General features: G+C 64.2%; 21 protein-coding genes. 9 read left to right on the forward strand and 12 right to left on the reverse strand.

Features of this window, described 5'->3' with window-relative positions; genetic code table 11:
- From ACFVSJ_RS06255 to ACFVSJ_RS06275, 5 genes are all read left to right on the forward strand, one after another.
- Window positions 1–1890, forward strand: a 1890-nt coding sequence (locus ACFVSJ_RS06255) for an FAD-dependent monooxygenase (RefSeq protein ID WP_387435223.1), incomplete at its 5' end; no start/stop codon positions are given.
- A 2-nt stretch (window positions 1891–1892) separates the two neighbouring features.
- A complete protein-coding gene (locus ACFVSJ_RS06260; RefSeq protein WP_387435225.1) occupies window positions 1893–3251 on the forward strand; it encodes an MFS transporter in 1359 nt (452 codons plus the stop codon).
- 7 nt (window positions 3252–3258) lie between these two features.
- Entirely contained in the window at window positions 3259–3747 is a 489-nt protein-coding gene (locus ACFVSJ_RS06265) for an acyl-CoA thioesterase (RefSeq protein ID WP_387435226.1), read from the forward strand.
- A 365-nt stretch (window positions 3748–4112) separates the two neighbouring features.
- Window positions 4113–5225, forward strand: coding sequence for an EAL domain-containing protein (locus ACFVSJ_RS06270; RefSeq protein ID WP_387435228.1), 1113 nt, complete (start codon window positions 4113–4115; stop codon window positions 5223–5225).
- A 105-nt stretch (window positions 5226–5330) separates the two neighbouring features.
- Window positions 5331–6224 (forward strand): PaaX family transcriptional regulator C-terminal domain-containing protein, encoded by an 894-nt coding sequence (locus ACFVSJ_RS06275; RefSeq protein ID WP_387435230.1) that lies wholly within the window; start codon window positions 5331–5333, stop codon window positions 6222–6224.
- A gap of 68 nt (window positions 6225–6292) precedes the next feature.
- Here the strand turns inward: ACFVSJ_RS06275 and ACFVSJ_RS06280 are convergent, their stop codons facing one another.
- From ACFVSJ_RS06280 to ACFVSJ_RS06290, 3 genes are all read right to left on the reverse strand, one after another.
- Window positions 6293–7075, reverse strand: a complete 783-nt coding sequence (locus ACFVSJ_RS06280) for a VOC family protein (RefSeq protein ID WP_387435232.1) — start codon at window positions 7073–7075, stop codon at window positions 6293–6295.
- A gap of 121 nt (window positions 7076–7196) precedes the next feature.
- A complete protein-coding gene (locus ACFVSJ_RS06285) occupies window positions 7197–8777 on the reverse strand; it encodes a phytoene desaturase family protein (RefSeq protein ID WP_387435233.1) in 1581 nt (526 codons plus the stop codon).
- Window positions 8778–8903: 126 nt separating this feature from the next.
- Window positions 8904–9545, reverse strand: a complete 642-nt coding sequence (locus ACFVSJ_RS06290) for an NADPH-dependent F420 reductase (protein WP_387435234.1) — start codon at window positions 9543–9545, stop codon at window positions 8904–8906.
- Window positions 9546–9692: 147 nt separating this feature from the next.
- On the opposite strand from ACFVSJ_RS06290, the gene ACFVSJ_RS06295 reads away from it, so the two are divergent.
- A complete protein-coding gene (locus tag ACFVSJ_RS06295) occupies window positions 9693–9959 on the forward strand; it encodes a hypothetical protein (RefSeq protein WP_387435235.1) in 267 nt (88 codons plus the stop codon).
- 2 nt (window positions 9960–9961) lie between these two features.
- A complete protein-coding gene (locus tag ACFVSJ_RS06300) occupies window positions 9962–10639 on the forward strand; it encodes an HAD family hydrolase (protein ID WP_387435237.1) in 678 nt (225 codons plus the stop codon).
- 73 nt (window positions 10640–10712) lie between these two features.
- Here the strand turns inward: ACFVSJ_RS06300 and ACFVSJ_RS06305 are convergent, their stop codons facing one another.
- The 5 genes from ACFVSJ_RS06305 to ACFVSJ_RS06325 all read right to left on the reverse strand — a co-directional run bounded on the left by ACFVSJ_RS06305 (window position 10713) and on the right by ACFVSJ_RS06325 (window position 15707).
- Window positions 10713–11324, reverse strand: coding sequence for an NADPH-dependent FMN reductase (locus ACFVSJ_RS06305; RefSeq protein WP_387435238.1), 612 nt, complete (start codon window positions 11322–11324; stop codon window positions 10713–10715).
- A gap of 150 nt (window positions 11325–11474) precedes the next feature.
- Window positions 11475–12488: a hydroxyacid dehydrogenase gene (locus ACFVSJ_RS06310; RefSeq protein ID WP_387435239.1), complete on the reverse strand. Its 1014-nt coding sequence runs from the start codon at window positions 12486–12488 to the stop codon at window positions 11475–11477.
- Window positions 12485–13414, reverse strand: coding sequence for a carbohydrate ABC transporter permease (locus ACFVSJ_RS06315; RefSeq protein WP_387435240.1), 930 nt, complete (start codon window positions 13412–13414; stop codon window positions 12485–12487). The genes ACFVSJ_RS06310 and ACFVSJ_RS06315 overlap by 4 nt, the downstream gene beginning before the upstream one ends.
- Entirely contained in the window at window positions 13411–14340 is a 930-nt protein-coding gene (locus ACFVSJ_RS06320) for a carbohydrate ABC transporter permease (protein ID WP_387435241.1), read from the reverse strand. The genes ACFVSJ_RS06315 and ACFVSJ_RS06320 overlap by 4 nt, the downstream gene beginning before the upstream one ends.
- A gap of 53 nt (window positions 14341–14393) precedes the next feature.
- Entirely contained in the window at window positions 14394–15707 is a 1314-nt protein-coding gene (locus ACFVSJ_RS06325; protein WP_387435243.1) for an ABC transporter substrate-binding protein, read from the reverse strand.
- Between the two features lie 280 nt (window positions 15708–15987).
- On the opposite strand from ACFVSJ_RS06325, the gene ACFVSJ_RS06330 reads away from it, so the two are divergent.
- Both ACFVSJ_RS06330 and ACFVSJ_RS06335 read left to right on the forward strand, forming a co-directional pair.
- Window positions 15988–18009 carry a PQQ-binding-like beta-propeller repeat protein gene (locus ACFVSJ_RS06330; RefSeq protein ID WP_387435245.1) on the forward strand — a complete coding sequence of 674 codons (2022 nt, stop codon included), beginning with the start codon at window positions 15988–15990 and terminating at the stop codon, window positions 18007–18009.
- 122 nt (window positions 18010–18131) lie between these two features.
- Window positions 18132–19208, forward strand: coding sequence for a substrate-binding domain-containing protein (locus ACFVSJ_RS06335; protein ID WP_387435246.1), 1077 nt, complete (start codon window positions 18132–18134; stop codon window positions 19206–19208).
- Window positions 19209–19297: 89 nt separating this feature from the next.
- Here the strand turns inward: ACFVSJ_RS06335 and ACFVSJ_RS06340 are convergent, their stop codons facing one another.
- The 4 genes from ACFVSJ_RS06340 to ACFVSJ_RS06355 form a co-directional block, all read right to left on the reverse strand.
- A complete protein-coding gene (locus ACFVSJ_RS06340; protein WP_387435248.1) occupies window positions 19298–20395 on the reverse strand; it encodes an AAA family ATPase in 1098 nt (365 codons plus the stop codon).
- Between the two features lie 98 nt (window positions 20396–20493).
- The gene (locus ACFVSJ_RS06345) at window positions 20494–21315 is read right to left on the reverse strand and encodes a type II CAAX prenyl endopeptidase Rce1 family protein (protein ID WP_387435249.1); all 822 of its coding nucleotides are present in this window, start codon (window positions 21313–21315) and stop codon (window positions 20494–20496) included.
- Window positions 21316–21368: 53 nt separating this feature from the next.
- A complete protein-coding gene (locus ACFVSJ_RS06350) occupies window positions 21369–22148 on the reverse strand; it encodes a glucosamine-6-phosphate deaminase (protein WP_387435250.1) in 780 nt (259 codons plus the stop codon).
- A gap of 11 nt (window positions 22149–22159) precedes the next feature.
- Window positions 22160–24178 carry a PQQ-binding-like beta-propeller repeat protein gene (locus ACFVSJ_RS06355; RefSeq protein WP_387435252.1) on the reverse strand — a complete coding sequence of 673 codons (2019 nt, stop codon included), beginning with the start codon at window positions 24176–24178 and terminating at the stop codon, window positions 22160–22162.
- Window positions 24179–24332 lie beyond the last annotated feature (154 nt).

A 24332-nucleotide genomic window follows, 5' to 3' on the forward strand; every position in this document is an offset into this window, starting at 1 on the left:
GACCAGGTGTTCGAGGCCTTCAAGTTCTTCGTGAAGGAAACCGAGTGGGGCGTCATGCAGATCCACGGCTACCCGTACTCGGACGAGGGCTCCACCTTCATTGTCGAAATGCATGAGGATGTGTGGCACGCGGCAGGGTTCAACGAGACCGCCACCGACGTCTTCCCGCCCGGGGTGTCCGATGAGAAGGCCATCGCCAAGATCCGGGAGATCTTCGCCGAAGAGCTGGCCGGGTACGAGGTCTTGTCCAACAACTCCAAGTGGCTGAACTTCAACACGGTCCGCAACCAGAGCTGGCGCAAGGGCAACGTGGTCCTGGTGGGCGACGCCGCCCACACGGCACACTTCTCCATCGGCTCCGGCACCAAGCTGGCCATGGAAGATTCACTGGCCCTGGCAGCCTGCCTCCACGAGCACCCCACAGTGGAGGCAGCTTTGGAAGCCTACGAAACCGAACGGCGCCCGGTAGTGGCGTCCACCCAGCGTGCCGCCCAGGCCTCGCTGGAATGGTTCGAACGCATCGGCCAATACAAAGACCAGGACCCGACGCAGTTCGCGTTCAACCTGCTCACCCGTAGCCGCCGCATCACCCAGGAAAACCTGCGCCTGCGCGACCCCGAGTTCGCCGACGCCGTGGACCGGAACTTCGCCGCATCCCACGGGCTCACGGAAACGGCACCGGCCATGTTCCAGCCCTTCACCATCGGCGAACTGGAGCTCAAGAACCGCATCATCGTCTCGCCCATGGACATGTACTCCGCCACGGACGGCGTCCCCGGCGACTTCCACAAAGTCCACCTCGGCTCCAAGGCACTGGGCGGTGCCGGCCTGGTGATGACCGAAATGGTCTGCGTCTCCGAAACCGGCCGCATCACCCCCGGTTGCAGCGGCCTCTACACCGACGAGCAGCGCGACAGCTGGAAGGAAATCGTCCACTTCGTACACTCCCGCTCCACCGCGAAGATCGGTGCGCAGCTGGGACACTCCGGCCGCAAGGGCTCCACCAAGCTCATGTGGGAAGGAATCGACCAGCCCCTCGACTCCGGCAACTGGACCGCCGTCGGGCCCTCCGCCCTGCCGTACGGCCCCGAAAACCAAACCCCGCTGGAACTGGACCGGGCAGGCATGGACGCCATCAAGGCCGAGTTCGTCGCCGCAACCCACCGCGCGGAGCAGGCAGGCTTCGACCTCCTGGAAATCCACGCGGCCCACGGCTACCTGCTCTCCTCCTTCCTCTCGCCCGTTTCCAACCAACGCACCGACGAATACGGTGGCAGCCTGGAGAACCGGCTGCGGTTCCCGTTGGAAGTGTTCGACGCCGTCCGCGCGGCTTGGCCTTCCAGCAAGCCGGTGACGGTGCGCATCTCCGCAACGGACTGGATCGACGGCGGCAACACCTCCGATGACTCCGTCCAGATCGCGAAGGCCTTCGTGGAACACGGCGCAGCCGGACTGGATATCTCCACTGGCCAAGTGGCCAAGGAAGAGAAGCCGGCCTTCGGGCGCAGCTACCAGACCCCGTTCGCCGACCGCATCCGCCAGGAAGTCGCCGCTCCGGCAGGCGTGGCAGTGATCGCCGTCGGCGCCATCTCCAGCTACGACGACGTGAACTCGATCCTCCTCGCCGGCCGCGCAGACCTCATCGCCCTCGGCCGCACGCACCTCTACGATCCCCAGTGGACCCTCCACGCGGCCGCGGAACAGGAATACCACGGTCCGGGCGCGCAGTGGATCCCGCAGTTCCGTGCCGGCCGCCGCAAGCCGCCGAGCTCACGCACCGATGCCGTCCGCCCGCGCTTGTCCCTGCTCAAGGAACCGGATGCCGTAGAGGCAACCACGCACCTTCGCTGGACACCCGCATCGGCCGCCGCATCGGTTTTGGTGAAGTAGCCATGGCCGCCGTCTCCGTCAACACCTGGAATGTGCCCAAGCGCACCACCGGCGTGGTGCTTCTCTGCTGTTGGCTGGCGATCCTCGCCGAAGGCTACGACGTCGGCGTGCTGGGAGCCGTGCTCCCGGCACTCGCCGAGTACAAGGAATGGAACTTGTCGCCGCTGGCACTGGGCGGTTTGGGCTCATATGCCTTGATTGGCATGCTTATCGGTGCGCTCTTCATTGGCACCCTGAGCGACCTCGTGGGACGCAAGAAGATGCTGTTGGCGTCCATGATCATCTTTACCCTGACGCAGGCCGGCGCTGCTTGGGCGCCGACGCCCGAGCTGTTTGGCCTGTTCCGGCTGATCGGCGGGCTGGGCATGGGTGGTGTGATTCCGGTGGCGGCAGCGCTGACCATCGAATACTCCGCCCCGAACAAGCGCTCATATAACTACGGGCTCATGTATTCCGGCTACTCACTCGGTATAGTGGCGGCGGCGCTTGCAGCCTTGTTCGTCCTGCCGCTGGGTGGTTGGCGCGCGGTGATTGCGATCGGCGCTGCCCCTGTGGTGCTCCTGCCTGTGATCTGGAAGTTCCTGCCGGAGTCGCTGGAGTACTTGGAGTCCAAGGGCCGCGGTTCAGAAGCGAAGGCCCTCGCGGCGAAACTGAACATCAGCGATTACCAGCCAGTGGTGGTTGCGAAGCCTGCGGCCGGTGGCCCGGTGGAACCATGGTGGAAGACCATCACCACCATGTTCTCCCTGCAGTACCTGCGCTCCACCGTGTTTTTCTGGATCTCCCTGTTCTGCGGCCTGCTCCTGGTTTACGGCCTGAACACCTGGCTGCCCAGCATCATGAAGAAGGCCGGCTACGACCTCGGCTCCTCGCTGACCTTCCTCCTTGTCTTTAGCCTCGCCTCGGCCATCGGCGGCCTGCTCCTTGGCCGCGCGGCGGACAAGTACGGCAAGAAGCTCATCCTGGTGGTGTTCTACATCCTCGGTGGCCTGGGCATCATGCTCCTGGTCTTCCCCAACACCATGGTGGTCAACCTGCTGTTCGTGGCTTTCGCCGGGGTTGGTTCCATCTCCACGTCGCTTGTCCTGACGGGCTACATCGCCGACTACTATCCAGCGAAGGTCCGCGGCACGGCGACGGGGTGGGCCCTCAGCTTCGCACGACTGGGTGCCATTTCCGGTCCCTTGATCGGTGGCTGGATTGCCGGCTCGAAGCTTCCTTTCGAGGCCAACTTCGCCATCTTCGCCGGTATCGCCGTACTCGCCGCTGCCGCCGTCGCACTCATTCCGAAACCGCAACCCGAGGTGCCCGCAGCCGCAGTGGACCCCGACGACCAGGACGCCGCCGTCGGCGTCCGCTAGGAGAAGCATGGAATGGCCGGAGGCGAGCGTCGAGCGCACGGTGGAATGGGTGGACACTGACGCCTCCGGTCACCAGCACAACTCGGCCATCCTCCGTTGGGTGGAGGCCGCCGAAGCCGAACTGTTCCGCATCCTCGAGCTGCCTGACTACTTCCCGAGCGCACCACGCGTGCAGCAAGTGGTCAATTACAAAGCCAAGCTCTGGTTCGGCCAGCGCGTCACGGCTTCGGTAAAGGTGGAGAAGCTGGGAAGGACCTCCCTGACCCTGGCGTTCGAGGTCCGCGGCCAGCCGCTGGAGGCTCCCAGCGGACCACACTCCGTTGACGCTCACGACGGCGGTGCTCACGACGGCGGGAACCCGTCAACCGCCGTCGTGGCAGCCCACGGGACGGTCACCACGGCGCACGTGCCGCCGGGGTCCCTTACGGCGCAGCCGTGGCCCAAGCACTTCGTCCAAGCCCTCACCCCCGACGCTCTCTCACCAAACACCCCCTAAAACCCAACGCTCTCTCACTCCCACGGCCGGACCGGCGGGCGAGTGAGCGAGCGTTGGCGGGAAGGGGGTGTTTGGTGAGCGAGCGTTGGCGGGAAGGGGGTGTTTGGTGAGCGAGCGTTGGCGGGAAGGGGGTGTTTCGTGGGAGAGGGTCCATGGTGACGGTGTGGGGATTTTGCGGCTTGACGCGGCTGAAGTTGTTCTTTGTGAGAGGGATTCTCTTGTAGGATTCGTCACAAGCTTGGTTGCGCGGATGCTCGACTGGGCTGCTCCGTTCCGGGCCGTCCCTGGGAGGACCAGCGGTACGGGGCGTAGCTGGTTGTGTACTGGGCGCAGCCGGCACAAGTTCACATTGAAGGAACAGGTCGATGTCTAGAAGTGGGCTCTCTTTTCCCTTCGGTGGAGCCATGGAACCGTCTGCCAACGACGGTGTCCAAGCCCCACCGCTCCCACCTGTGAACGACGCACGGGTGCGGCAACAGGTATTGGAAATCATCAAGGACATCCTCAGCGAGTCCGATCCCCGCAGTGAGTGGGCCAGGCGGAACCTGCAGGAACGCTTGGTGGAGCATCCCGGGGATCCCAAAGCTGCCCTGCTTGAACACTTGATTGAGACGCGCAACGGCGTGGTGGTGCCCGACGAATCGGCAGGTCACCAGGAATCCATGAGCCTCAACCGGGAATCGGCAGAGGCCCCGCACACCGTGACAGTTCCGGTCAACAGCGAAGTCCGCAAGCGCATCCAGTCCGTGCTGCGGGACAAGCTTCTGCTGACCGCCTTCCAGCCCATCCATGAACTGCCCGAGGGCGATGTCATCGGAGTCGAGGCCTTGATCCGCTTTGTTGAGCAGGACGGTGCCGCGGCAGACGTATGGTTCCGCGAAGCGTCCGAGGCGGGCCTCGGAACCGAGTTGGAGATCGCTGCACTTCACTGCTCCCTGGCTGCTGCCGAGGAGATGCCCCAGGACATGTTCGTGGCCTTCAACCTCACCCCTCAAACATCCAAGGATCCCCGGGTCCGGGCATTGCTGGAAGAAGCGCACCTTTCTCCGTCGAGGATCGTCATCGAACTCACCGGGAGCCTGGAATCGGCCGATGGGGTTGCAGATGAGAGCGGCCTGGGGCCGTTGCGCCGACGGGGCATGCGGTTGGCCGTCAGCGCTTCGGGCGCGGGCTATGTCTCCATGGACAAGATCGAGGAACTGCGCCCGGACATCATCAAGCTGGACCGCCACCTGATCGAAGGCATCGACAGTTCCCACGGCCAAAGGATCCGTGCCCGGGCTGTGGTTGAACTCGCCAGGGAACTCGGGGCAGCTGTGGTGGCACAGGGCATCGAGACGGACGCGGAACTCCGGGAAGCCACGGAACTCCACGTGGCCGCAGCCCAGGGCTACCTCCTGGGCCGCCCGTCCGTGCACCCGCTGGACTGGTCGTCCTGGACGCTGCATTCACAGCCTGAAACCCAGTCGGTCGGCTAACTCTCCGCGGCCAGCGCAAGCTGCCGGCCGCCGTCGTGCTCTTCAGGGAACGGGAGGCTCCCCGCCCTATGATGAACATGACTGGCGCCTGAACCGGGCGCGGAAATGAGGACCCTCACGATGTTCGCCGTCCCGGCACCCCCGGTGCGCCACCAGCAGCTGCTCGTCACGATTTTCGGTCTCTACGGCCGCAATGCCGGTGACGCATTGCCGGTTTCGGCACTGATTTCGATGCTGGGAACGCTGGGATACGACGCGCCGGGCGTACGTTCTTCCGTCTCGAGGCTCAAGGCCAAGGGCGTGCTGAAGAGCGTGCGCGAGGCCGGAATCGCCAAGTACAAGATCGCCGAGTCGGTCAGTGACGTTTTCCGGGAAGGCGATCGGCGGATCTTCGCGCCCGAGCAGCCGGAACCCGTGGAGACGTGGGTCCTCGCGGTGTTCTCCGTGCCCGAATCCATGCGGAACCGACGGCACCAGTTGCGTTCGGCGCTGTCAGGACTGGGGTTCGGCTCGGTTGCCTCGGGTGTGTGGATTGCGCCCGCCCACAAGCTGGACCAAGCCAGGGAACGGCTGACGGCGAGCGGGCTGATCGAGTTCGTGGATCTCTTCCGCAGCGACTACGTTTTCGACGGTCCCATGCGGCCCAAGATTTCCGAGTGGTGGGACCTCAAGGAACTCGACGAGCAGTTCACCGAGTTCCTTGAACTTTACGGGAATGCCGAGCAGCAGTGGACGGACAGGCTCGGTGCGGAGTCCGAAGGGGCCGGGTCGACGGAAGAATTGCGGCGGGATGCCTTCAGGTACTACATTCCGATGCTCACCATGTGGCGCAGGTTCCCTTATAAGGACCCGAACCTGCCGGCCGACTACCTGCCGGCGGACTGGCACGGCCCTGCCGTTCGACGGACGTTCCAGGCAGTGCACCGGCTGGCTGCACCGCTGGCCGCGGCGCACGCCCACGAGGTTATCGCCGGCGCGATGGACCCAGCTGTCGCATAGCGCCCGGGCGGCACGCTCGACGGCGGTGCTCGCCGCCAGCGGTCAGGCTGATGTCCGGCCGGTTGCGGTCAGTCGTTGGCCGGAGCCACGGCGATGACCCCGAAGGCCTCTCCCTGCAGGCCTTCGATGATGGTCATGCGGCCGAACGGAGTCGAGGAAACCGGCATCAGGAGTGTAGCGCCGAGTTGCTCGGCCTGGCAGGCAGTGGCGGCCACGTCGTCGCTGGCAAACCAAGTCAGCCAGTAGTCCGGCATGCCCTCGGGGAGTTCGGTGTCGTAGTGCATGCCGGCCACTTCGCGTCCGTCCGTGGATCGCAGGCACGTGGAGTAGACCATGTCTTCGCCATCGACGTCGTGGTAGCTGAAACCGAACACCTCGGCGTAGAACGCGCGGGCGGATGCGTAGTGGTGGGTGTGGAGTTCGTTCCAGCACAAGGAGCCGTGCTCGTTGAAGCGTTCGGCGCCAATGTGGTTTCCGGCCTGCCACGCCCCGAAGGCAGCCCCCACGCTGTCCGCGGCGACGGCCATGCGGCCCGAATCCATGACGTCGAAGGGCGGAACCAGGAGTTGCCCGCCGGATGCCTTGATTTGCGCGGCGGTTGCATCGACGTCGTCGGAGGCCAGGTAGGTGGTCCACGCCGTGGGGTTGGCGGGATCCAGCTTGGGGCCGAGCCCGGCAACGGCATGGCCGCCGAGGTGGGCAAGGAGGTACCCGCCGGAGTCGCCTTCGCCCGTGAGGTAGTCCCACCCGAACAGCCGGGTGTAGAACGCCTTGGCCGTCTCAACGTCGTCAACGGACAGGTCCACCCACATAGGCGTTCCGGCTGGCCATTTGGAAATCTTGGTGGACATGGTGACTCCTCGGAGTTGGCGTTCTCATGTGGATGGCTGCCTCCCCGGGAAAGCCCACGCGCATGGTCTGGGGAGGCAGCCACCCATCATGTAGGCGCCGGACCCGATTCGTGTCACGGTTTTACTGCCGGTTTCCCAAATCCTCCAGGACAGCCATGGCCGCGTTGTGCCCGCCGAGCCCGCTGACACCGCCGCCACGCCTGGCACCCGCGCCGCACAGGAAGACTTTCTCGAGGCCTGTTGCAACGCCCCACCGCTCAGCGGCGGTGGTCCGGGGTTCGTCATCTTCCAGGAACGGCCATTGGAGCTTGGCGTGGAAGATGTTGCCGCCGGTCATGTTCAAGGCCCGCTCCAGGTCCAGCGTGGTTTTGGCTTCAACGCAGGGTTTGCCGTCGGCGTCGCTCAGCAGCAAATCTTCGATCGGTTCGGCGAGGACGGAATTGAGCGACGCCAGCACCGCGGCCTGGAGTTCCGCCCTGACGCGATCGTTGTTCTCCTCGGTGACCAGCCGGTCCGGAGTGTGCAGGCCGAATACCGTGAGCGTCTGCGCGCCGGCTGCCACCAGTTCGTCGGACAGGATGCTCGGATCGGTCAGGGAGTGGCAGTAGATCTCGCACGGCAACGGGGACGGGATGCCGCCGTTTTCGGCCGTCCGGTAGGCCTCTTCGAGCTGCCCGTAGGTTTCGTTGATGTGGAAGGTTCCGCCGAACGCGGCTTCGGGCGACACAGACGTATCGCGCAGTTTGGGAAGCCGGCGCAGGAGCAGGTTGACCTTGACCTGGGCACCTTCCGGGCGTTCGGTTGTTCCGGCAACACCCGCCGGCAGAAGGCCCTGCAGCACCCAAGGCGAGACGTTGGCCAGGATCCGTTGGCCGACGAAGACCTCCTCGGCGCCGCCGCGCTGGAACGTGACGCTGCCGTCGTCGGAAATGGCTGTCACCTCAGCCTCGGGGACCAAAACCGCACCGGCGTCGCGGGCGGCCCGTTCCAGTTCCCGCGTCACGGTGCCCATGCCGCCCAAGGGGATGTCCCAGTCCCCGGTCCCGTTGCCGATCACGTGATAGAGGAAGCATCGGTTGGCATCCAGCGAGGGATCGTCCAGGGAGGTGAAGGTACCGATCAGCCCATCCGTCGCGACGAGGCCGCGCACCAGGTCGTCGGAAAGCCGGCTGGCGATGATGTTGCCCAGCGGGTTCTCGATGAAGTCGCTCCACAGCTGGTCATCGCCGACGAGTTCGCGGGCTTCCGACCGCGTGGGAAGTGGATCGCAGACAGTGGGGAACAGCGCCTTTGCCAGTTTTTCGGTGTCTGCATAAAAGCCTTCCAAGGCGTCGAAATCGGCCTCGGCGCCTACGCGTGCGAAGGATTCGCGGCTGGCGCGGGGGTCGCCGCCGTCGATCAGCAGGCCTGTTTCCGTGTTGTCCGGGTTGGGTGTGTAGGAGGAATACCTCCGACGTGCGAGCCCGATGTCCAGGCCGAGTTCGCGCATGATCCGTTGGGGAAACAGGCTCACCAGGTATGAATAACGCGAGAGGCGTGCCTCCACGCCCTTGAACGCGGCGGCAGAGATTGCCGCCCCGCCAAAGTGGTCATCGCGCTCCAGCACGGCCACGCTCTTTCCGGCGCGTGCGAGGTAGGCGGCTGCGGTCAATCCGTTGTGGCCGCCGCCAATGATGACGGCGTCAAAGTGTGTGTTTTCCATGCGGCGAGAGTAACCATGCAAAGGCGCTGCTTACGGAAATTGCTCGCTAAGATAAGTGATGCTTGGCCTTGCGCAACCGCGACGGCGGGCAAGCGTAAGCCGCCTGCCCGCCGTCGTGCGCTGTTCTCAAATGGTGCGAGTCGCCTTGGCGAGGTTGTCGCGAAGCTCGACGGCGTTCTGCCGGACCACGTAGGCGGGACGGTCGCGCTCGACGCGCCAGCTGTCTTCGAGGGGCCCGACGTTGACGGTGTCGAAGCCGAATTCGTCGTAGAGCTTGGTGACGAGTTCCGCGGCTTCCGGGAAGTCGCTGGCGGTGGCGAGGGCCCGACGGTTCTCCGTGCCTGCAGGCGTTCCGTCGGTGGTGATGTCCGCAGCGCCGATGTGGTTGAAGCCCTTGGCCACCTTGGACGTGGGGAGATGCTTTTGGAGCAGCCCGGAGGTGGTGGCCTCGCCCTTGTCCAGTTCGGGGATGCGGCCGTCGCGTTCCCAGTAGTAGTTGTTGGTGTCGATGACGATCTTGCCTTCCAGCGGCTCCACAGGGATGTCCTGGTAGGCCTTGAGGGGGACGGTGACGACGGCGAAATCGCCTGCCGCTGCCGCTTCGGCCGCCGTCGCGGCCCGGGCGCGCGGCCCAAGGTCGGCGACGAGCTCCGCCAAGGTTTCGGGACCCCGTGAATTGCTGATCACGACGTCGTATCCAAGTTCCACGGCCTTGCGTGCAACCTGGCTGCCAATGTGTCCTGCACCGATGATTCCGATTGTTGTCATAGTCAGTCCAACAGTCAGTTGCAGACGCGTATTTCCGGCGTTACGCAATATGTCGGGGCGGCGGCTGTTGCCGTCCCTGGCACTGGTTTCACGATATGATAAGTAGTCTTACTAAACACTTGGGCTGTCAGGAACGAGGAGGTTGGGATGGCTGGACATTTGGAATTGGTTGATGCTCCCGATGGGGGCTACCGCGTGCTGATGGTGGACGGCGAGGATGTCCTCATAGGGCTGTCCAGGCGCTACGCGTCGGTGGATGAGGCTGTGCAGGCGGTTGAGGGTCTCCGCGAAGTCGCGGGAACAGGCTTGCTGCGCCAGGGTTCAGCACAGCGCTACGCCCTGTTGGAATCGGAAGAATTCATGATGGACCGGGCGCTCGCGGGGCCCGCTCCGGAACCGGCAGAGGTGAAGTAGTCATGGCTGGGGCGAAGAAGCGGGGTGTGCTGTTCGATGTGGACGGGACGCTTATCGATTCAAGCTACTTCCATGCGTTTGCCTGGTGGCAGGCCTTCCGGCGCGAAAGCATCGACGTGCAGGTTTCACATATCCACCGCTGTGTGGGCATGGGTGGCGACAAGCTGGTGAAGGCGTTGGTCCCCGATGTAACGGATGACCTGCTGGAGGAGCTGAAGTCCGGCCACAGCGCCGTGTTTTCGACGTTTTGGCCTGCACTCCGAGCGTTTGACGGGGCCCGGGACCTGCTCGCCGCATGCTCGGAGGCAGGGTTGGCTGTTGGGCTGGCCTCCTCGGCGCAACAACGGGACCTCGATGTGAGCCGGCGGCTGCTCGATGCCGATGCCTCCATTGACGCCTGGACCAGCTCCAATGATGCCAAGGAAAGCAAGCCCGAGCCGGACATTCTGCTGGCCTGCCTGGAGAAGCTGGGGCTGAAACCCGAGGACGTGGTGTTCGTGGGCGACGCCGTCTGGGATGTGAAGGCTGCTTCCAGCATTGGCGTTCCCGCGATCGCGTTGACGTCCGGTGGCATCAGCGAGGGTGAACTGCGTGAGGCGGGTGCCGCGGAGATCTACGACAATCCCCGGGACCTCCTGGAGAACCTTGAGCGCAGTGCGCTTGGGCGCTTGGCCCACTAACCCCTGCTGGAACGCAAAACGAGGTGCCGCGTGCGGGCCACGGAGAACCCGGCACGCGGCACCAATGGACGGCCTACCGCGTCAGCTTCGCGGAATCCGGTTCCTGGTCCCCGATGTGGCCAGGCGCGTTGGCGGCAAGGACACGCTGCACGAAGGCGCTGTATTCCGCCATGTAGTGGCGCAAAAGCCCGGCGGTACCTTCGTCCTTAACGGAACCATCGTCGTCGTACGCGTCCGCGACAAAGCGGATGTATGCCTCCGGTGCGTTCAGCTGCGGTGCGTCCAGGAAGCTCAGGACGCTGCGCATGGACGACTGCATCACCGCGGTGCCGATGCCGCCCGGCGAAGCTCCGATGATTCCGGTGGGCTTACGGGCGAACGAGTTGGTGCCCCACGGCCGCGAACCCCAGTCGATGGCGTTCTTGAGGGCGCCCGGGATGGAGCGGTTGTATTCGGGCGAGACGAACAGGATGCCGTCGGACGCCGCGATCGCGTCCTTCAGGGCCTTGCCCGCAGGCGGAAAGTCGGCGTCGTAATCGGAGCTGTACAGCGGGAGGTCCTTGATTTCGATCTCATGGAACTCGAGTTCGGGTGGCGCAACGCTGATGAGCGCCTTGGAGAGGGTCCGGTTGATGGAGGTACTTGAGAGGCTTCCGACGAAATAGCCGATCTTGAATGTGTCCATGGCGGCATTCCTTCCCGACGGCACGGCCTGGACCGGCGCGTCGACGTGCGGAGGCTGGTTGCCCCCAGCTCACGTTCGACCCTAGTTGAGATGCCGGTCCGGCGCAGCCCCCAAAGCACCTGCGCCGGACCAGTTGCTTGCCCGCCGGCGTTAGGCCGTGATCGCGAGATCCTTAGCGTGCAGGGCATGCAGGAGCGGTTTTCCGCGGGCCACGCGGAGCGCTTCCTCGATGGTGCTCGCCGCCATTCGCTCCAGCTCCGTGCCCAGCGAACCGGCCAGATGCGGGGTGAGCAGGACGTTGGGGTGCGTGTAGAAGGCGGATTCGGGCGGCAGTACCCACGGCGTGGTCACGTCCAGGACGGCGTAGAGGTCGCCTTGGTGGATGCGGGCCAGGAGCGCATCCTGGTCCACGAGCTCACCCCGGGACGTGTTGATGAACGTGGCACCGTTCTTCAGTTTCGTCACCAGCCCGGCATGGATGAGGTTCTCCGTGGATGGTAACGACGGCGCGTGGAGGCTTACGACGTCGGAACTCGCCACGAGTTCGTCCAGGCTGACGCGTTCGACGCCGAGCGCGGCCGCCGCGGCATCGTCCAGATAGGGGTCGGAGACAACCACATCGAGGTCGTACGGGGCCAGCAAGCGGATCACGTGGCGGCCGATCTTCGAGGCGCCGATGATGCCCACACGCTTGCCGTAATTGCCCATGTCCGGAAAAACCTGGTCCGGTTCCACCGCCGTCTTCTCGGTGTGCAGCTTCCGTGCCACCTGGAGGATGCGCTTGTTGGCGAGCAGGATCATGGCCACGGTGTACTCGGCCACGGGGATGGCGTTGACCTCGGCAGCGGTGCTGACCTGGATGCCGCGCTCCCAGCAGGCGTCGGTCACGTGGTGTTTGACAGTGCCGCCGGCGTGAAGGATGTATTTGAGGCGGGGTGACCCTTGGAGGACGGCTTCATCAATGGTGGCGCAGTTCCAGCCGGTGATGAGGATGTCCGTCCGGGCGAGGGTGTCCCGTGAGCTCCTGCTTGCGAATCCTTCCATTGGCTCGTGGCTGAGCAGCAGGAGTTCGGGAGCCAGCCGGGCCAGCATGTGCGGCGGAAAGATCCGCGGCGCAACGCCGGGTCCCATGGCCAACGCGACATTCAGCGGTGTGTGGTTCATTTGACGCTCCCTGCGGTGAGGCCGGACTTCCAGAAGCGCTGCAGCATGATGAAGGCCACGAGCAGCGGGAGGATGGACAGCAGCGAGCCGGTGATGACCATGGGCGTGAATTCGGGCTGCGGCACGGAGTAGCCCTGCCAGATGGAGATGCCGACGCTGACGGGAAGCAGCTGCTGGTCCTGGAGCATGACGAGCGGGAGCATGAAGTTGTTCCAGACGCCGACGAATTGGAAGAGGGCGATGGTGATGTAGCCGGGCATCATCATCGGCAGTCCGAGCGAGAAGAAGCTCCGGATGGGTCCGGCGCCGTCCATGCGGGCTGCTTCCAAGGTCTCGCCCGGCACATAGGACGCGGAGTAGACGCGTGCCAGGTACACGCCGAACGGGTTGCAGAGGACGGGGATGAGGATGGCCCAGACAGTGTTGGTGATTCCAAAGACCGAGGCCAGCAGGTACATCGGCAGGACGGTAGCCGTGTTCGGAATCAGGACGCCCACCAGCACGAAGCCGAACAGGGAGTCCTTGCCGCGGAACTGGAACTTGTCGAACGCGTAGCCGGCCATCACCGAAATGAGCCCGCCAAAGACGGCCCCGACGCCCGCGTACAGGACCGAGTTGGCCAGCCACCGGAAGAACATGCCGTTGTCCTGCCGGGCCACCGCTGCGATGTTGTGGAACAGGGAAAAATCCCCGAAGGCGTAGGCGCTGGTTCCATAGAGATCCGCCGCATTCTTGGTGGACGCGAAGACCAGCCACAGCACCGGGACCACCATGTAGGCGGAACCGAGGATGAGCAGGCCGTTGACGGTGAGCTTGCTCGCTAAGCCGCCGGCCGCCGTCGTGCGTTTGGTGCTGCTGCCGCGGCGCGGAGCGGGCGGGGTGGCACCGTTCCGTTGGCGAGGCCTGGAGATAGTGGTGGTACTCATGACTTGTTCATCCTCGAGCTCAGGCGGGTGACGAGAAGGGAAAGTATCGCGGCGAGGGCGGCAATGATGATGGAGGCGGCAGCGGCCTGGTTGAGGTTGTGCCGGATGAAGGCGGCGTCGTAGGCCCACAGGTTGGGTACCCACGTGCTGGTGACGGATGCGGTGGCCTTGGAGATGATGGACGGCTCCGTGAACAGCTGCAGCGAGCCAATGATGGTGAAGAGCATGATCACGCTCAGGGCAGGCAGGATCAGCGGGAACTTGATGCTGAACGCGGTCCGGATCTCCCCGGCGCCGTCAACGCGGGCAGCTTCCAGGATTTCCCGGGGCACGGCCTGCAGCGCCGTGAACAGGATGATCACGTTGTAGCCCGTCCACTCCCATACCGAGATGTTGACGATGGAGGGCAGCACCAAGTGGGCGTCGAGGAAGTTGAACTGGATGCCGCCGCCCTGGAGCACCTGGACCAGCGGGCTGATGCCCGGCGTGTACAGGTAGGCCCAGATGAGCGCAGCGATGACGCCCGGAACCGCGTGGGGGAGGAACACCAGGAGTTGGAACAGCTTGCGTGCCTTGGCGACGGTGGCATCCAGGAGCAGGGAGAACACCACTGCGCCGCCTACCATGCAGGGGATGTAGATGAGGCAGTACAGGGCGAGCCGGCCCATGCCCTCGAGGAAGGTCCCGGACTGGAAGACCTGCAGATAGTTCTCCAGTCCAACAAAGACGGTCTTGGGTTCGCTGAAACCGAGCCCCGACTTCTGCTGGGCGTGGAAGCTCAGCATCAGCGAGTAGATCACAGGCGCGATCATGGCGAGTGCAAAGACTGCAAAGAACGGGACCAGGAAGAGGGCGGCAGTGGCGCCGCCGGTTCCGGCCAGTGCGCGGCCTCGGCGGCGTGTGGTGGTGGGGGCCAAGGTGGCCATGGGATTCTCCTCGCTGCCCGGGGTTCCAGCGCAGGAACCCCGGGCCGGTGTGGCTACTCGGTGACGGACAAGCCGGATTGCTTCAACCCGGCGACGGTTGCTTGCTGGGCGGTATCCACGGCTTCACGGATGGTGCCGCCAGTGGTCAATTTGCCGTAGGCATCCTTGAGGGCGGTATTGGTGGAATCCCAGTTGGGTCCCCACTGCCAGCCCGGGGTGATGGTGCCGTAGGCCTTGTTGAAGACTTCGTAGATGTCGTTCCCGAAGTAGCTGGCGTCGTAGGCCTGCTGCGCCACGGGAGTCAGTCCGGGGAAGGCAAGGAAGGCCGAGCCGGTGTTGCCGCGGGCCTTGATGGCATCCGGGTTGGTGGTGAGGAACTCGACGAACTTCGCTGCAGCGGCAGGGTTCTTGCTGCTCTTGGTCACGTTGAAGCTCGAACCGCCGTAGAACGCTCCGGCCTCTGAGCCCCAGTTGGGGAGCTCCGCGGCGATCCACTGGCCCTTCTGGCCGTTGGCTTCCGTGCGCTTCTGGATGCCGGTTGCGCTCCAGTTGGCACCAATAACGCCCACGACCGTGCCATTGGCGAGGTCCAGGCTCCACTCGTCGCTGTACGCCTGGCTGACCTTCACGATCTTCTGGTCAATCAGCTTCTGCCAGTACGCGGCCACCTTCTTGGTTGCCTCGTCGTTGATGCCGACCTTCCAGCTGTCGCCCTCGGTGCCGAACCACTTGGCGCCGGCCTGCCAGGCGAGGCCTGCGCTCGCGGCCACTTCATTCGGGTTGAAGCTGGCCAGGTAGGCGCCGGGCTGTGCGGCCTGGAGCTTCTTGCCCGCTTCTTCGAATTCGTCCCAGGTCTTGGGAACCTCGACGCCGGCCTTTGCCAGCATGTCCTTGCGGTACCACATGATCATGGGGGCTGCGTCGTACGGCAGCCCGAAGGTCTTGTCACCGAACTGGACCAGGGCCTTGGTTTCATCCGTGAGTTTGTCCACGGTGGAGGACTTGTTGATCAGCCCGTCCAGGGGAACTACCTGCCCGTTGCTGACGAACTGCGGCAACTGGGGGTATTCGATGGTGGAGACGTCCGGGCCATTGCCCGCCGTGATCGCGGTGGACAGCTTGGCGTAGCCGCCGTTGGCTCCGTTCGGGATGGTCTCGAAGGTGACCTTGATCTTGTCCTGGCTGGCATTGAAGGCCGCGGCCACCTTGTCCATGCCGGCCAGCGAGGACCAGAAGGTAATGGAACCGCTGGGGTCCTCGGCAGGCGTGGGAGCGGACGCGGGGTTGGGGCCCGTGCCGCACGCGGCGAGCAGGAGGGTGCTGGCGGCAAGGCCGGCCACTCCTGCGAAGAGTTGGCGACGCTTCATGGTGTTCTCCTTTGAAACTTGCGATGCGAGGGGGAGGTCTGTGGTTGGGGCCACATGTCAGTGAATCCATGAAACCCGCCATTTCGAACATCATCAACATTTCAAACATTTTCAAACACTGTCTGTGGGGGCTATTGGTGAGCTTTGGCATGGCAGATGCGACACAGCTTCCGAGAATCTTCTGTTTGAACGAACAGAATTGCTGGACGATGTTTATTTTGGGCTGCTAGAACTTTCGGACACGTTCCCAACCCAAACCATCCACGAAACGGGGATCTCCATGGAGACAACCAACATCAGCAGGCGGCTCGTCCTACAGGCCGGCGGAGCAGCGTCGCTCGCCGCCGTCCTTGGCCTCGCAGCCGGCCAGCCGGCGTCGGCCGCTACACAAGACGAGCCGGGCGGAAAGGCGACGGAGATACTGGACCTGGGTCCCGCCGTCGTACAGTTCTCGCTCATGAGCGGGCTTCTGGTAGGTGACACGCTGTACATCGGCTCGCGGAACCTGGATCCCGTGCGGATCATCGCGTTCCACGTGCCCAGCGGCAAGGTCACCGGCCAGACCGAACTCAGCAACGGGCATTCCATCCAGACCCTCGCCGCCGATGCCTCGGGCCGGTACTTGTACGCCGGCGTGCTGCAGAAGGACGCCGGAACCAAGCCCAACCTGTTCCGCTGGGACTTGTCGACGCCCGGCACAGCGGCGAAGGCCCTCGGCTACATCGGAGACCGGGATGTCAGGGACATCAGCGTTGCCCCGAACGGACGCGTCTACGCGGTGGGCGGCGGAAGTCCCACCGCTCCGGCGCTCTGGGAGTACGACCCCGCCACGGACAAGATCGTCAGCCTGGGCATTCCGGACCCGGGAGCCACCCTGGCCCGTGCGGTTGCGGCTACGGACGCCACCATCTTCTTCGGCGCGGGCAGCACCCTCAATGGTGGTGGCGGAGCCAGCCGGGCCTGCCTTTTCGCCTACGACCATGCCGCCAGGAAGTTCACCAACATCACGCCCAAGGAGATGCTGGCGGATCCGAGCATCCGGGACCTGGGCATTGTGGGTGACAAGGTGGTTGTCAGTTCCGCCGGGGCCGTAGAGAACTCAAAGGTCGCGGCACTGAGTGTCACCGATCCGGCGTCGTATGTTGTGGCGACGTCCCAAGGCAAGACCGCCAAGAACTTCGTTGCTATGGGTGACAAGGTGTACTTTGCGAACGAGACAGGCGTCCTGGCCTACAATGCCGCCTCAAATGCCCTTTCCTCAGTGCCCTACCAGGGCCCGTCATTGGGCGAGATATGGGGCGTCGACGCGCGCGACGGCAAGCTGCTGGTGACCTCGGGATACGGCTTTGTGGCTGAGATCGACGCAGCCAGCGGTGCCACGAAGACAACGGACCTTGGCGAGGCAGGTGCGCCGTCCGATCCGCAGACGGTCATGGGTATCGCCGCCGGTGCGGGCTTTGTCTATGTGGGCGGCAACGGCGTCATTTCCCGTCGCTCCCTCCGGACCGGGCAAGTGACCAACCTGACCGCCCCGGGTGAAGCGAAGGACGCCGTGGTGGTGGATGGAGTCCTGTTCACGGGCCAATACAGCGGCCAAGGCATCTGGAGCTACGATCCGCGCAGCGGCAAGCCGATTTCACAGGCGGCCGAGTTCCCCAAGGAACAGAACCGGCCGCTGGATGTCTGCTGGGACGAGGCCAACAAGCTGGTCCTCGTGGCAGCGCAGGCCGACACGGAAGGCGGCGGCTCGTTCTGGACCTACGACCCCCGGACCGGCAAGAAGGGCTTCTTCGTCAACCCGATCGACAAGGTCCAGCTGCTCCGTGCCGTCGCCTCGCGCGAGGGAGTGGCCTATCTGGGCGGTGGCAACCCGGGACTCGACGGCCTTGGGACGGTGGTGGCCTTCGACCCCGTTGCCGGCAAGGAACTGTGGCGGCTGGATGCCGGTGCGGGTTCGGGCCTTTCAGCGCTCGCTGTGCAGGGTAAGTACTTGTACGGAGTGACCCGCAAGGGCGGGTTGTTCGTCATCGACGTTCCGAAGCGCACCGTGGTGCATCGCTCGGACATCAGCGCCGTCAGCTACGGCTTCGCCGCGCTGGTGACCAACCGTGGCGTGGTTTACGGCGTCTCCAATACGCACGTCTTCCGCTTTGATCCCAAGACTTTCGCGATGGCAACGGTCGTAGCGGATATCGACGGCGGTTGGTACAGCGGGTCCCACATCAACAACGACGAGGACGGTTACCTTTACACGATGCGGGGCCGGAACCTGGTGCGGATCGACGACCACCCGCGGAAGTAGGCGTTGCGGGGCCCGCTCTGCGTGCTTACGCCAGGTCTTAGCGCGCACAACGGACCCCACAACGGTGGTTGTCATTCGCTCATTTATGCTTATTTGAACATTGGGATTCCGGAAGGGGCGGCATGCTCAGCGGGGAACGCCACGAGAAGATCCTGCGTGAACTGGAGTTGCGCGGCACGCTGACCGTGAACGATTTCGCCGCGAAAACCGGCCTTTCCACCATGACCATCCGCCGGGACCTGACGCAGTTGGCCGCCCAGGGCCTGCTGCGCCGGGTCCATGGCGGGGCCGTCCGGAACACCTCCGAGCGGCCCGGCGACGCTGAATACCGGCGTCCCCGCCAACCCTTGGCGACGCTCGGTTTGATCGTCCCCACCACTGGCTACTACTTTCCGGAGGTCATCCGTGGTGCGGAGGCTGCGGCCCGGGCCCTGAACGCCCGGCTCATCCTTGGCGTCAGCAATTACTCCGTCGAGGACGAGCACCGACAACTCCAACGGATGGTGGCCAACTCGGTGGACGGGATCCTGCTTGCCACCGCGGGGCCGCTGGATCCAGGTTCGCCAACGTTCGAGCTCTTGGCGGGGTTGAAGATTCCGGTGGTCCTGGTTGAACGGTCCAGCCGGGCGTTCGAATCTGTCATGTCGGATCACGGCTACGGTGCCGAACTGGCGATTGAACACTTGGCGGCGCAGGGGCATCGCAGGATCGGACTGGCCATCGCAAAGAGTGCCACTGCACCTTGGCTTCGGGAGAGCCATTCCCGGATGGTGGCGCAGTTGGGATTGGAAAGCGATGCGCCCATCCTCGAATACGAACGGCTTGGACCGGGCCTGAGTAACAACCAAGCCGAGATGACGCAGTTCCTGGAGGACTGCCGGCGGACAAGCACCACAGCCGCGCTGGTGCTGCCGGACGAGGAAGCGATCACGCTCATCCATATCGCCGAGGAATCCGGGATGGACGTTCCACAGGACTTCGCGATCGTGGCCTACGACGACGAAGTGGCAGAGCTCGCGCCCGTTCCCCTGACCTCCATCGCACCGCCCAAGAGGGACGTTGGCCATGCTGCTGTCACTATGTGCATGGAACGCCTGGCCGGCAAGCAGGGGAGTTCACTGTCATCGGCACTGCGGCGGGTGAACCTGGCGCCGGCCTTGATCGTCAGGGAATCGTCGGGGGCCGGGGAAGCGGAATAATCCCCGTTCAGGCTGCCCTCGCGGAGGTCACTCTTATGACTGATGCTTCTCTGGCGTCTTAGCTCCAGCGTTCACCGAAGCGAACGGCGTTACCGGTCGCTCGTTTTGCGGAGGTACTCACGCAGACCCGGGATGGCGAAATCGACTTTGCCATAAGCCGGGGCTTCGATGAGTCCGGCTGCAATGAGCCGGTTCCGGTAGTTGGCCACGACGTTGGTCTTGGCGTTGAGCCGTTTCGCGATGTCGCCGGAGACGACGGGGCCGTCGTCTTGGGCCATGGCGCGGAGGAAGGCTTTGTCTTTCTCTGAGGTGCTGGAGAGCGCGGCTTCGATGACTGTCGTCTCGTGGCGGCGGGCGGCGGCAATGATCGCCTGGTCGACGTTGGTCTGTTCCAGTGCCATGTTGTTGATTTCGGCCTGTCGCCACAGCTGGTACCCGATGAGTTGAATCAGGAACGGGTACCCTCCGGTGGCCTTCGCTGCGTGCCTGACCAAGTCATTGCTGATGCTGATTCCTGCGTCGCGGAAGGTGCTGGCGTATGAGCGTTCGACCGCCATGATGGTCGCGGCGTGGAGGTCAATGCGTTCTGCCCGGCGCAGGAACGTCGCGACTCCTTCGTTGAGCAGATCCGAGACTGCGGCCGGCAGTCCAGCGAAGATCAGCCCTATCGGAAGGCCGTCGCGGATGAAGTGCTGGACGTCGGCGGCGAGCTGGGACAGTTCTATACGGTCTGCGGCGTGGATTTCGTCAACGGTGAAGAGCAGCCCGGTCTTTTTCTCGGCGAGGATGTTCAACAGCTGGTTTCCCAGCCGCCTCCAGTCAACCTGGCGCTCCGGTGGCAGTTGTGTGGTCACGGTGAACCCTGCCATTCCCAGGGCGGTGATTCTGCGGCCGGTTGGGCCGTTGCCGAGTTCATCCAGGTGGACCCGCATGGTTTCGCCGATCCGTCCCAGGAACCCTGGTGTGGCAGTCTCGGGAATAACCACCCACCCTTGCTGGACGGCTTTATCCTGGGCTGCGCTGAGCAGCGCGGTCTTGCCGATGCCTCGGGCGCCAGTGATGATGGTCAGCAATCCGGGTGCTCCAGAGCCGATCTGCAGGCCATACTCGAATTCATCGAGGGTCCCCTCGCGGCCAATGAGCTCGGGAGGAGTGGCGCCGGCCGTCGGACGGAAGGGGTTCATCATCTCAAATCCTGTGAGTCCTTGTGAGTCTTGTGAGTCCTTGTGAGTCTACTCCGCAGACGAACCCCCACTCGGCGATTCAGTCGTCGTCGGGTGCTTCGTCAGCGCTGGGTCTGCAAGGCGGCGTCGAACGCCGTGGCCGCCACCCGCCCCCGGATGAAGAACAACGATCCCAGCCCCACGACGATCACCACGATGTTGCCCAAGCCTGCGATCGCTGCCAGCGGACCGGAGGCGGCATGCGCGCTTTGCAGGAAGATGCTGGGGTCGGTGCTGGCGTGCAGCAGGATGGGCACAATCAAGCTGCCCGACAGCCGCAAGGCCAGGTACATGCAGATGCCGAACGCGAAGGTGTAGAGCAACTGGACGAGTGTGGCGAACAGTGACTGGCCCGAGAGCAGGTTGCCGGCGTGCAATCCCGCGAAGACCGCTGCCGAGACAACGGCCACCACGATTTCCCGGTACCGGGCCTTCCGCAGGAGGTTGACGACGAAGCCACGTGTCAGCGTTTCTTCCGCGAAGCCGACGAAGAGACCGGCCAGAAGCCACGTCGCCACGACATCGAAGCCCACGGAGTCGTAGTCGATGGTGGCGAAGCGAAGGATGTTGAACGCCAGGACCGCAATAACGGCGATCCACATCCAGCCTTTGCCCCGGATGGGTTGGCGGGCAAAGAGCTCCTTAAGCCAAGCAACGGACCAGCCGAAGAGCACCAGCAGACCGCAGCCCACAAGGATCGGCAGTGCGTAGACAACAAGAATGAACGCTGCACTGTTCCGGTCCGGAATTCCAGCCAGCAGCGGACCGAACGCCAGCGAACACAGGTTGTAGAGGACGAAGTACACGGCAGCGAGCAACACAGCCCGCCACCATCCGCCCTTTTCCCAGAAAGACTTCCAACGTGACGTGCTTGTTTGCCCCATTCTTTGCCCCCTTGTAGGCGGTCCGTTCTGCTGGAACCGCTTCTGCGCCTAAGCTACCGCAACGCGCCCACTCCGGCGCGGGCCAGCCGGTGGTACTCGGCGTGCTCAAGCAGGGATGCTGCTTCCTCGTCAACGATCACGGTGGCCCGCGGATGGAGCTGGACGATGGACCCCGGAACGGATGCGGACACAGGGCCCTCCAATGCAGCGGCGACAGCGGGCGCCTTGGCAGCGCCGAAGGCCAACAGAATCAGGTGCCGGGCACGCTGGATGGTGCCCAAGCCCTGAGTGATGCAGTGCGTCGGCACGTCCGAAACGGAGTCGAAGAACCGCGCATTGTCGGCACGGGTCTGGGCCGCCAAGGCCTTGAGGCGCGTGTTGGAACCCAGCGAGGAACCCGGCTCATTGAACGCAATGTGTCCGTTGGTGCCGATACCGAGGATCTGGATATCGATGCCGCCTGCAGCGAGGATCGCGTATTCGTACTCGTCCCCGGCCTGCTCCAGGTCCGGACCCGTACCACGCGGTGTCATTACCAAAGAAGGCGTGAGTCCCAGCGGCACAACGACTTCGGAAGTGATGACGGAACGGTAGCTTTGCGGGTGGCCCGGCGGGACTCCGAGGTATTCATCAAGTGCGAAGCCCCGGACCTGGGAAACATCCAGGCCTTGTTCCCGTACAGCCGAGGCCAGGGCGGCGTAAGTAGACAGTGGAGTTGAGCCAGTGGCCAGCCCCAGCACCGCATCAGGCTTGCTTTCGAGGTGCCCGACGATGAGCGAGGCCGCGATGCCTCCTGCCTCGTCCTGGTCGCGGACAATGATGACTTCTGCCATGGATGCTCCTTCTAGTTCTTTGCGTTCTTCCGCATGCCTTGCATCGCCTGCTGATCATCGATCCGGACCAGGTTGGGCCCTTGCAACGTGTACAGGAGGCCGTCCTCGTCGGCGGTGATGTGCGGGCCGCTGTACCAACCGCCGTTGATGCCGGCTACCACCACGGATACAGCGAAGGTCTTGGGGTCGATGCGGAAAACGGTGGTGTCGGAGACGCCGTAGACGATGCCCCGGCTGACTTGCAACGCCCCGAAGTCGGTGCACACGCTGCTGAGGTCGCCGCGGTGGACAACCTGGCGCGTTTCGAGGTCGATCACAAAGAGCCCCGCCGCCCGCCGGGACATGCCGTACAAATACTTTCCCTGGATCGCCAGGGCGGCGATGCCCGTGCTCTGCCCAGGATCGATGCGCCACAGTTCCTGGTTGGCCACGGGGTCCCAGGCAACCACGGTGCTGCGTGGTCCGGTGGAGTAGATGTTGTCTCCGCCGAGGTAGGCGATTCCTTCGCGGGTGGCCACTGCACGGACCATTTGCAGGGAATCGATCGGGTTCACTTTGGTAATCACCTGTGTGGTGGCCGGGTTGTAGGCGGCGAAGCAGCCGCCGCCCCCGGTGTCGTTCTGGGCTCCGGCAATAACCAGCCCGTTGACGGCGTCCCAACAGACATCCAAGGGCCGGTTCTGGCCGGCGGGGAGGGCAGCCACTTGGTAGGGGAGTTGGCCGGTGGTGGGATCGTACGCGAGGATCCCCCGGGAGTTGTACTGTCCCGTGAACAGCACGCCGCCCACCACCACGGCGTCCTTCGCCTCGCCGGTTGCCCGGAGGTACTGCACATTGGACGAGGCCAGCTGGTGCCGGGCGATAACTCCCGTCCCGCCCACATAAACGTCTCCGGCCCCCGCAGCCAGGCCCATGCATAGTTGTGGTCCGCCGGGTGCCCCCGCCTCAGTGAGGTCGTGCTTCACGGCGGTCTTGGCCACGGGGTCAATCTCGATGACGTCATAGGAGGAGACGGTCAACGCCCTGCCCAGATAGACATCCAGGCCCCACATCGCGCCGACGTCCTCCGTGAGGATCTGCGTGATCTTCTTGGTGGTCATGTTGTAGGACCAGACACCGGGTTCCTTGACGAAGAACACCTGGTTCCCCGATTGCCGGAACATGACGCCTGTCTTGGCGATGATGGTGTACTTCGAGTGGTCCGCGAGATTGATCAGCGCCGACTTCCCCGGTCCCTTCACACCGACGCCAAGTTGCCCATCGAGCACGCTGAGCGAGGTGACGGAAACGCCGGTCGCGAGCTCGGACGGGAGGATGTTCGTGAAGGCCCTGGTGGTCCGATCGAACGCGAACAACCGACCCGGGCTGGAACCGTTGCCCCCACCCAGGGTGCTTCCGGTGCCGAAGTACACGTAGTTCGCCGTGGCAGCGACGGCCTGCGCGATGGTGGCTCCGGGATCGGGCACACCCCAGCTGGTGGTGGCGTTCGTCGCGGGATCGTATTCCCACAGGGACGGCGCCGTGGTGGTGACGCCCCCGCCGGCCGCGTACACCTTGCCATCGGGTGCAACTGCAAGCGCGCGGATATCGCGATCGCCGGTTTCGCCGACCCCTACGGCCGGGGAAGAAGGCGTGCTCAGGTCCCAGCGGTAGATGTTCGGTTTGCCATCGACGCCGTCGCGCAGCACCCCGGCGTACAAGTACCGGCCGCTCGGGTCGGCCGCCAGCGCCTGGATGCTGTAGCCCGAGCCGAGATCGGTCCGGGACGTCACACGTCCCGTGGGGAGATGGAAGCCGATGATGCGAACAGGGTTCAGGTTGCGCGAGCCGATGTACACTGTGTCGCCCACCAGCAGCGAACTCATCAGCGAGAACTGCACGACGGCGGGTCCCAGGTCGGTGATCTGCGGACCTGGGCTGTTCGCAGGAGCAGCGTTCGCGGTTCCTCCAGACATCGAAGCGAAGGCGGCGGCCAATCCGGCGACTCCGCCGGTCTGGAGCAGTTGGCGGCGATTCAGGGAAAAGGACATGGAAGGTCTCCTCGTTGAGTATCCCGTTGGGGGTCCAGGGGTGGTAGCTTCCGAGACGTTCCGGATACGTTCAGGGCACCTGCGACCAATATTCCAGCCGCCGGCGTGCGAATTCCAGAATTCGAACATTTTCAAACCTGCCCATCCCTACCGC

It is taken from the genome of Paenarthrobacter sp. NPDC058040, assembly GCF_042885775.1.
GTDB lineage: Bacteria > Actinomycetota > Actinomycetes > Actinomycetales > Micrococcaceae > Arthrobacter.